Here is an 8,529-nt window from a genome sequence, read left to right as displayed (position 1 = left end):
GTACCCGCCGTTGAGTAACGGCTACATTTGGCCACAAGGAAGGGGCTGGAGCATGGGGTGTTCTCATGAACGGCGAGCCGATGTATCAGAAGCTCCGCTCGCCGTCACTGAACACACCATGTTCGTTGTAGGCGATTACTGCCTCCGCTAGGTCGAGAGCGCCCTGCTCCTGCGTTGACAGTACCTTAGCGAGAAGCGCATCAGTTTGGAGATTGTCGTAGCGATCCTCCAAGGTCTTTCGTAAGCGCATCAGCCTTAAATTGGCGGTACTCACCAGCGCTCCAAAGGTTGTAGCTCTGACTTGGCCATAACGGCGCGTGTCATCACCAACGGTCTTGTCCGTACCAACACCGGGTGCGATTGATTGACCAACCACCCACGCCGTCACATATGGTGCACCACTCACAAAGCCCGAATTCGCTATGTCTTGAACATAACCGTCAGCTTGGTTTACCTCTCGGCGGTTTATTTTGAATCCCCCCTTCTTAAGCTCAATTAACAGGATATTTTGCATTTGAGCGACGGTTGGATCCTGAGGGTTAAGCCGCTCAATACCTATCAGTTGAATTGTGCTCTGATCCGGGAGGACAACAACATCAGGCCGCTTCTTTTCGTTAATAAAGGAAGCGCCTTCATCCCCCCACAATTGCTTGGCTACACTCCGTAGGGACGCGTTCGAGCAATACTCCATAGACTCAAACTCTGGGCCAAACAGCCAGCGGGATCTTAATATCAGCGGATGAAGTGTGTGCAGTTCATCGGTTTTGGGATCATCCGCGAGCCTTGCAATGGCCTCAATGACGCTGAGCCTGTCGTCAATCTCATCCAATACACGCAGAGCGTCTTTGATCGACCAGTCGGCCAGCAGGGCATCAAGCCCCTCGACGTCTGACGTTGACAAGTTAGCGAGTTTTTGAAGGAGTGAGGCGCCGCTTTTGGATTTCTCCAAGTTAATGACTGCTTTAACCGCCGTCGCAAGGAACTCAGGAGAGACCATTGGATGGGCTTGGGCGACTGCCTTGGTGAACTCAGTCACCTCAAGCTGTGCGCCTTGTCCCAAAGTTTTGAGTTCTGAGCGATTCTGAATGAGGGCGTCTTCCGATGTAGCTTCAACCACCTCGGCAGCCAGCTCATCGGCGACTTGATTGATATGTAATGCTGCAGCCTTGAAAAGCTCTTCTACAGCTGGCGTTGCCTTGAATCCTGTCCAGTCTGCTTGGACATGGTCATCAAAACCATAGGTATCCACGATGACCTTGTATCGCTTAGCAAATCGAGTACGGCCATCGAAATTCGCCACTTGGCCAATGGCCCAGGAAGGATTTCCTACAAGCCGTTGGTCTACCCAAAACGCTACTCCCTGATGGATAGACGAGTGGTTCTGCTGTGTAGAGTCGATGACAATTACCCTCGCAGATCTGCCTTCACTTAGGGGGAGGGTTTGCTCCTTCGCATACTTCTCAAGCTTGGCGAGAGTTAATGGCGCGCCATTAACTCGAATCTGGAAGCTGGGGTCATGGATGAAACGTGCAGCCAGAACAGTCGATATCTCTAGGGCATCAGGAAGTTTTCGAGTCACGGTGACGCAGAGCCTTGTGCCAGAACCTTCCCGCTTATCAAACTCCTCGGAGCGAACGACAAACGGGCTAGGGCCGGACTCTGTCCCTACGGTGAACCTACTCAAAGTTCCGTCGCGCCAGGTTTCGACAAGATACTCATCACCAAAGCAAAGAAGTCCATGGCGCCCTACGCCATTGCGGCCATAGGCTTTCCTGAGTTTCTCACTCTTACCTTTGGGAAATTCTACTTTCCAGCTTTGATGCTTCAGTCGATTGTAGCGAAGCATCATCCAGCGACCGCTGAACTGATGCGGCGTCATACCGTGGCCGTCATCGACAACGGTGAGCGTACCGCCAAGCTCTGATGGGATGATCAAATCGACCCGACTAGCACCTGCGTCCCAAGCATTTGCTACTAACTCGGTAAGGGCTACTTGGGGCACATGGGCTACAGGCCCAAGCTCCCGTAAGAGATAGTCCTCCTCGAACAGAGATAGATGACGCGTTTGTTCGGGCATGGGGTCCCTCCTTGGAGTGGTGCTTATCGTTTAGCAATTTGCGAACGCTCACGAACAATCCTACCTCAATGAACATCTACGCCGCCGTCCGATTTCGCCAATGGCGGCGCCCCCTCATCAGTTGAACTAGGATTACGTCGAGTCTGACCCTCCAATTGGCAAAACTTGGCCATGCATCAACTACGCAAAGATAATCATTACGTTCCCAAGCTGTACCTTAGGCAGTGGGCGCATGATGGGCTCATTCCTACCTACCGCTTGTTGGTTCCGAACGAGAATGTCTCCCTGTGGAAGAAGCAATCTCTGAAAGGGATCGCTTTCCACCAACACCTCTACACCTACCTGGCAGGGCAAGAAGAGACAGACGAGTTTGAGCGCTGGCTCGACAGTGAGTTTGAGAGTCCTGCGGAAGAGGCTATTCGTCGAGTTGTTCAAGAGGATCGCATGTCACCCGAGCATTGGAGGAGGCTGGTGCGGTTTGCTGTTGCCCTAGATGTCCGTACGCCGGCTCGACTCAGGCAGTTCATTCTTCGTCAGAACGAATCATTGCCTGCCTTGATGGAGTCGAGCATGCGGCGCTCCATTCAGAATCTGGAGGCCGCAGCTAGACGAAACGAGCCAATCCCACGCCCCACAAACGAGAGCGATGCTCTTTCGATCTTCAAGATATCCATAGAGGCGATAGCAGATGGAGGTGGCCAGGCGAAAGCAGAAACCGTAGTTGGAAGGCGGCTATGGATTTGGCAGATGAGGCACTTGCTCACGAAGACGCTAAGCCGTTTACCTGCACACAGATGGACGATCTTGCATGCCCCTGCAGGCATGTCATGGCCCACCTCTGACAATCCGCTGGTTCGCCTTAATTTCCAGAACTCGAAGAACTACGACTTCGGTGGCGGTTGGGGAGTCAAGAACGGGGACATACTGCTACCCCTGAGTCCGAAACACCTGCTTTACACCTGCATCGGCAATAAGGTCTGGTCGCGAGGAACCACGCCGGACACTAAGACTGCTCAGTTGATGCGGAGGATCATCATTGAGCATGCGGATCGCTACGTGTTCTCTAGTGAGCCTGGTGATGTTCACTTAATTCGGCCCAGATTGGTTTGTTCATCGACCTACAAAAACGAGTTGGCATCTTGGCAGCGCTGGCATCATGAACAGTGCCAAGCTGAAAGAGAGCTTCAAAGTTGACCCATCCAGATTGCGGCGGGAGGGGGAGATGAGGGCTGCTGATACCGCTCAACGCGTTTTGACTCTATAGGGTTGCCCGGCTCCTCCCCTTGCGAGACAGATCCAGACAGTGGGGCCGCAGGGTAGGCGCCGACTCAGCTTCGTGACGCGGTTTGGAGAATTAGAGGTACCCTGACACAACGATCATGTCCGCCTCTGGCCGGTTTTTTGCCTGTTGCTACTGGCTGCTTTGCGGAAGTTGGCACTAATCAGCGTATCGGAACGACCTTTCTGTCTCGATTTTCCGTGACAGCTGCTACTGACAAGCTACCTGTGGCAGATTCTTGAATGTGCTCACTCCACCAAGACATCATTGGCCGCCTGCGCTCGATGTAGTCCGCTCGGTTATAGGCGCCACGCACCTCATCCTTATCGACATGGGCTAGAGCTACTTCAATCAGCTCCGCATCCCAGCCATGCTCGTTGAGGATGGTACTGGCCATCGAGCGCATGCCGTGGCTGACCAAACGACCTTCAAAGCCCATGCGTTTGAGCGCCATGTTGGCGGTCTGGCTGTTGGTGTGGGTGCGTGGGTTTCGGTCCGCTGGGAAAACGTATTCCCTATGGCCGCTATAAGGTTTGATGGATTCAAGGAGCGCCATCGCTTGGTCTGTAAGCGGGACGATGTGAGAGCGGCGTTTTTTCATGCGCTCTGCAGGGATTGTCCAAATCCTTTTCTCTAGGTCGATCTCCGCCCAGCGGGTCGTAGCTGCTTCAACCGGCCTCGTCATCGTGTGGAGTTGCCATTCGATCAGACAGCGAGTCGTTCTTTTGATGCTGGCGTTGGCAACTGCCACCATGAGCTCATTTAGCTCATCGGGGGCGAGCGCCGCCATATTTTTTTTCTTTGGTTTTTTGAAGACGGAGCGAATGCCGCTGAGTGGGTTCGCGTGGATCAGCCCTGAGTTAACCCCATAGGTCATGATCTCGTTGAGCCGTTGGGTCAGTCGTTTGACTGTCTCAAGGCTGCCTTTGGTTTCCAGTGGTCGAAGTAGGTTGATGACCTTGGGGGCGGTGATGGCCGAGATTGGGGTGGAGCCCAGATCGGGGAAGATGTGCAAGGTGAGAGAGCGCCAAATGTCCTCACCGTAGGCCTTTGTGACCACATCCTTTTTCAGCTCGAACCAAGCTGTAGCAACGTTCTGAAGGGTGTGCTCAGTTGCTGCCTTTTTGGCCTGCTGCACAGTGTCGCGCTTTTCTTTTGGGTCGATACCGTGGGCGACGAGCTCGCGTGCCTCGACTGTCCGCTTGCGAGCTTGCGCTAAAGAAACCTCCGGGAAGGTGCCGAGCCCCATGTTGATCCGATTCTTCGTCACCGGGTGCCGGTAGTTGAAATTCCAGAGCTTTGACCCGTTGCTTCTGACTCGCATCTGAAGCCCATCTCCATCGCTTAGGACGTAGTCCTTTTCTTGAGGCTTGGCTGCTTTGATCTTGAGCTCAGACAGGCGTGTAGCTTGGGCGCACATAGGTATTCCATGGAGCGATTTGGTATTCCAAAAATTAGCAGCCGGTGGCTTGGAATACCACCTGGAATACCGGAATTCATGGATTCTGCTGGACGCTATCGGATCGTGATGATGCTGAAAGCCCCGGATTTACTGGATTTCAGGCACAAAAAAAGACGTCCGAGGACGTCTTTAGATGGTTGTTTGGTGGAGCCGGGGGGATTTGAACCAGTTTTTAAACGGTATCAATTCGGGCCTATCCCAGTCATTGCGGGGCTTGCGTCGGTTTTTCTGGTTCGATATAGGGTCGATTAGGGTCGGTTTTTTCGACACTTTTTCGACACTATTTTGTCATGTCGGGTGCAAATTTTTTGGCTTCTTCGCTAAATGGCGCTGAATTAACTTCTCTTCTATGAACTAAATAATCTTCCATCCTTGAAATTTCTCTATATCCGTCGCAGCCATAGTCTTTAGATTCTATTAGGCATATATATACCATTATATCTCTTGCTCCATCTAGGCAGTTATAATATCTGATTGAATTTTTTATTTCATTATCACATATTGATTCTGAAATTATATTTCCATCTTTTATTGTCCATGTGGCAATTTCTTTAAAGCCTGTTGTGGATGTATAGCTATATTTTATTTCTGTTGTTGCTGCTGTTGCTGTGTTTATTGATATGAGTGCTATTATTGCTAAAATTTTATTTTTCATTCCTTTGCTCCTTACGGGCATGCCAACGCTTAGCAACTTCCTGTGTTATCGCTATCCCGCGTTTGGTTTGTGCAAGTTTGAATGTGCCGCATCGTAGTCTGGACTTGTTTGTCCTTTGTCCGGCATTACTTCACCCGTCATTAGCCACCATCTGTAGTTTGGGTAAAGCTTTCCTAACTGCTCTATTTCTTCCGCTGTGATTCTGGCTTTACCTCGTTTGATGCTTTGCCATCTCACGTACTCCTTGCTGTTTACGGCCGCTAGGTCTTTTAGGCTAGTGGCTTCCAGCAATTGAAGTGCTCTATCAAGCATCTATAACTCATTCAGAAAAAATAATTTTATGGACTATTGCCATAATCATCTGGATTATGGATACTGTCCATATGGATTTATTCCATATGGAATAGGCCGCCAATGACCCTGAATAGTGCCGGAATGACCCTGACAATGGAACTGGAATCCCTGGAACACGCGAAGGAGCCGGCCTTGCCGGATGTTGAGTTGCCTGAGGTTTGGGCTGAACGGAATGGTGTGACGCCGGACATGGCTCGTGCCTGGATCAAGAAGGCCGTTTTGCCTTCGATCAAGGTCGGTAAGCGCCGCATGGTGAATTGCGTGCTGCTTCGCCAGCATCTTTCTGAGCAGGAGTGGGTGTCGTAATGACTGATCAGCTGAAAGCCTTTCTGCGCTCCCTTCTTTACCAGCTCGTTAACTACCGTATTCAGTCACGTGATTCGCGCGGTGATTACCGTGACTGGGCCAATTGGGGCCGTATTTCTGGCCGAATTGACCTTGCTGCGGAGCTGGGTTTGCTCACCCATGATCAATGGGTTGATCTGCATCGCCTCCTTTCTAGTGCCTCTGACTGCCTAGGCAAGCCATTCCCTCATCCCGCCAATGCTGGGCCGTGCATGCCGTTGCGTATCGCGTATGAGCGTCGCAAGGCTGCTCCTGTCGAGGCAAGGTCCCCTGTGCAAGCTGCTGAGCCTGCGATTCGTCCCTCGTGGCTGGATGGGGGTTTAGAGGCATTGGAGCTGGTTAAAGAGGATATGACTGCTGCTGAGCCTGTTGACGCTCCGTTTCTTGATATGAGTGACAGTCTTGCTATCTGCAAGCGCCTTCGCCCCGTAAAGCCCCAGGCGCAGGTGCTAGCCAATGAGCCTGAACAAGTATCTGCGCCTGCCTCATCCCGAGACCTGCGATTGCTCTGTCTGCTGGTCCCGTCGCGTACCGGTGGAACCCGCTCCCTGCCTGTCCACACCCTGCGACCAGTGCCGCCCTGCGTCGGTGTTCAAGGTCGATGGAATCTGGCGAGCGAAACCGGCTTTCACCTGCGCGAAACACAAGCCACCACGCCGTCCCCCGAAGTACTGGAACACTATCTACGACTCGGGCAAGCCGACGCCTTTCGTGCCTATTCGCGAGCCGTTCGAACTGGAGTAAGCCAATGAGCCAGCTTGCCGAAGTGACCGATGCCTATGTCCTGTGCCAGGACTGCGGCCATGCCGAAGCCTACAGCGACGCCAAGCACATGGGCGACGAACGCTGCCCGAAGTGCGAGGGCGAATTCTGTGGCTGCAATGCCTGTTCGGGCATTGCCCGCCTGAGTATCCAGTTCGAAGTCCAGGCCGAAGCCGAGCGCCGGGAGGCCAAGCCATGAGCCGCGCCGATCTGCTGTTTATTTCTATTTTTCTGGTCGTTGTAATGGCTCTTTTCATCGCCCGCGAAGTCGTCCTCGCAGAAGCCTCCCAGGTCAGGGGCCGCGCTCCCGGCTTGTCCGAACACGCTTCACCGTTCGGACAAACGGAAGCACGGGCGGAGCGCACCCTTGACCCGCCTCGACTACGAACAGCCTCCGCTGGGGAGGGCGGGGCAGCTCTACCGCCCCGCGCTCCCGAGCCCCCGGCGGCAAGGGTGGGATGACAAGGGCAAAGCCCTTGGTGTTGACCCGCTGACGGGCACCCGCAAGACCGAGTTTTAACCCGCAGACCGAGACAGCTAGCAGGCTGAACGAGTGAGTTCACCTGCACGGGATCGCTCGGCCTGCAGAAAGGCAAAACCGCGCAACAACGCGCACCCAAAAGAGGAAATACCGATGGCACGTTCGATTATGGAAGTTGCATTCCTGGGCACCCAAAAGACCGAAGTAGAGGGCGCCAAATACGTGAAGGTCTTCTACGGCGATGAGCCGGACGGCAAGACCGAACACGGCCTGTCCATCGTGGGCATGGCCGCCGCCGATGAGGTCGCCGACGAAGTCTTCTTCGCGGGTTCCGGCTTCGCCCCGCTGGAGACCGTCCGCATCACCTTTGAGGTCGCCCGAGGCGGCCAGAACAAGGGCAAGAATCTGGCCCTGCACATCGAGCCGGTGAAGCCACGCCCCGCAGCCTCGGCCGCTCCTGCTGCCTCTCAGGCCTCCGCGCAAAAGCCTGATTCCAAGGCTTAACCATAGGGGTAGTTGAGTCATGGATTACTTCTTCTGCTTCGTGCTGGGCTGCTTCGTTGGCTACCTCATTGGTTCCGCTGATGGCTTCGCCCAAGGGTTGGAGTTGGCCTCCATCGCTCGCGGCCTTCCGGGTTATTGAGGTTTTAAGAATGTCGGTCGTTGCTGTTCAAGTTTGCATGGAATGGACTACGAACTCCGATAGTTCAATGTCCTGCACTCAACTTGCATGGCAGCAGGCCTATCTAATCCCTCCTGAAGCCGCTGGATATGTAGACATATTGGTTTCCGGGGGATTCTCACCAGAGGCGTTCGCTATTGGTTTTGGCGGAACTCTCTTGGTGTTCGCAATCGGCCTTTCCGGTGGAATGGTCGCATCAATACTTAGACGTATGAGGTAAGTAACATGAAACTGAAGTCCAAGCTGCAAACTGTTCGTAACGTCGCCCTGGTCGGCTCCGCTGCTGTTCTCAGCGCTGGTCAGGCTATGGCCGCCGCGATCCCGATTGATGTCACCGGTATTCAAGAGCAGATCAATGCTGGTGGCACCAGTGCCGGTACTGTTGCCGGTTACGTCGCCCTGGCGCTGGCTGTTCTGGCCTGCGCTGGCGTT

The 8,529-nt window shown here is 53.6% G+C and carries 9 protein-coding genes; 6 read left to right on the top strand and 3 right to left on the bottom strand.

The genetic code is table 11. The features are described 5' to 3' along the window. Positions 1-85 precede the first annotated feature (85 nt). Positions 86-2,077 carry an ATP-binding protein gene (locus N5D30_RS25720; protein ID WP_279911278.1) on the bottom strand — a complete coding sequence of 664 codons (1,992 nt, stop codon included), beginning with the start codon at positions 2,075-2,077 and terminating at the stop codon, positions 86-88. Between the two features lie 171 nt (positions 2,078-2,248). Here N5D30_RS25720 and N5D30_RS25715 point away from each other — a divergent pair, with 171 nt between their 5' ends. Next, positions 2,249-3,271, top strand: a complete 1,023-nt coding sequence (locus N5D30_RS25715; RefSeq protein ID WP_279911277.1) for a DUF4238 domain-containing protein — start codon at positions 2,249-2,251, stop codon at positions 3,269-3,271. Positions 3,272-3,519: 248 nt separating this feature from the next. Here the strand turns inward: N5D30_RS25715 and N5D30_RS25710 are convergent, their stop codons facing one another. After that, positions 3,520-4,776 (bottom strand): integrase domain-containing protein, encoded by a 1,257-nt coding sequence (locus N5D30_RS25710; protein WP_279911276.1) that lies wholly within the window; start codon positions 4,774-4,776, stop codon positions 3,520-3,522. 322 nt (positions 4,777-5,098) lie between these two features. Beyond that, positions 5,099-5,473, bottom strand: coding sequence for a hypothetical protein (locus N5D30_RS25705; RefSeq protein ID WP_279911275.1), 375 nt, complete (start codon positions 5,471-5,473; stop codon positions 5,099-5,101). 447 nt (positions 5,474-5,920) lie between these two features. On the opposite strand from N5D30_RS25705, the gene N5D30_RS25700 reads away from it, so the two are divergent. The 5 genes from N5D30_RS25700 to N5D30_RS25680 form a co-directional block, all read left to right on the top strand. Then, the gene (locus tag N5D30_RS25700) at positions 5,921-6,133 is read left to right on the top strand and encodes a DNA-binding protein (RefSeq protein ID WP_279911279.1); all 213 of its coding nucleotides are present in this window, start codon (positions 5,921-5,923) and stop codon (positions 6,131-6,133) included. A gap of 495 nt (positions 6,134-6,628) precedes the next feature. Further along, complete coding sequence (locus N5D30_RS25695) at positions 6,629-6,916, top strand: DUF5447 family protein (RefSeq protein ID WP_279911274.1); 288 nt, start codon at positions 6,629-6,631, stop codon at positions 6,914-6,916. 4 nt (positions 6,917-6,920) lie between these two features. Further along, positions 6,921-7,133, top strand: coding sequence for a hypothetical protein (locus N5D30_RS25690; protein ID WP_279911273.1), 213 nt, complete (start codon positions 6,921-6,923; stop codon positions 7,131-7,133). Positions 7,134-7,568: 435 nt separating this feature from the next. Beyond that, positions 7,569-7,919, top strand: coding sequence for a hypothetical protein (locus tag N5D30_RS25685; protein WP_279911272.1), 351 nt, complete (start codon positions 7,569-7,571; stop codon positions 7,917-7,919). Positions 7,920-8,322: 403 nt separating this feature from the next. Further along, on the top strand, positions 8,323-8,529 hold a 207-nt coding region (locus N5D30_RS25680; RefSeq protein WP_279911271.1), incomplete at its 3' end, for a major capsid protein.

The sequence above is a fragment of the Pseudomonas sp. GD03875 genome (assembly GCF_029840585.1).
GTDB lineage: Bacteria > Pseudomonadota > Gammaproteobacteria > Pseudomonadales > Pseudomonadaceae > Aquipseudomonas > Aquipseudomonas paralcaligenes.
Note: the sequence above shows the minus strand (reverse complement) of the source record. Positions and strands in the feature narration are given on the sequence as shown.

Bases quoted from the DNA above. Each gene is read 5' to 3' on its own strand.
- N5D30_RS25720 (WP_279911278.1), bottom strand. From the start codon at position 2,077: ATGCCCGAACAAACGCGTCATCTATCTCTGTTCGAGGAGGACTATCTC.
- N5D30_RS25715 (WP_279911277.1), top strand. From the start codon at position 2,249: ATGCATCAACTACGCAAAGATAATCATTACGTTCCCAAGCTGTACCTT.
- N5D30_RS25710 (WP_279911276.1), bottom strand. From the start codon at position 4,776: ATGTGCGCCCAAGCTACACGCCTGTCTGAGCTCAAGATCAAAGCAGCC.
- N5D30_RS25705 (WP_279911275.1), bottom strand. From the start codon at position 5,473: ATGAAAAATAAAATTTTAGCAATAATAGCACTCATATCAATAAACACA.
- N5D30_RS25700 (WP_279911279.1), top strand. From the start codon at position 5,921: ATGGAACTGGAATCCCTGGAACACGCGAAGGAGCCGGCCTTGCCGGAT.
- N5D30_RS25695 (WP_279911274.1), top strand. From the start codon at position 6,629: ATGAGCCTGAACAAGTATCTGCGCCTGCCTCATCCCGAGACCTGCGAT.
- N5D30_RS25690 (WP_279911273.1), top strand. From the start codon at position 6,921: ATGAGCCAGCTTGCCGAAGTGACCGATGCCTATGTCCTGTGCCAGGAC.
- N5D30_RS25685 (WP_279911272.1), top strand. From the start codon at position 7,569: ATGGCACGTTCGATTATGGAAGTTGCATTCCTGGGCACCCAAAAGACC.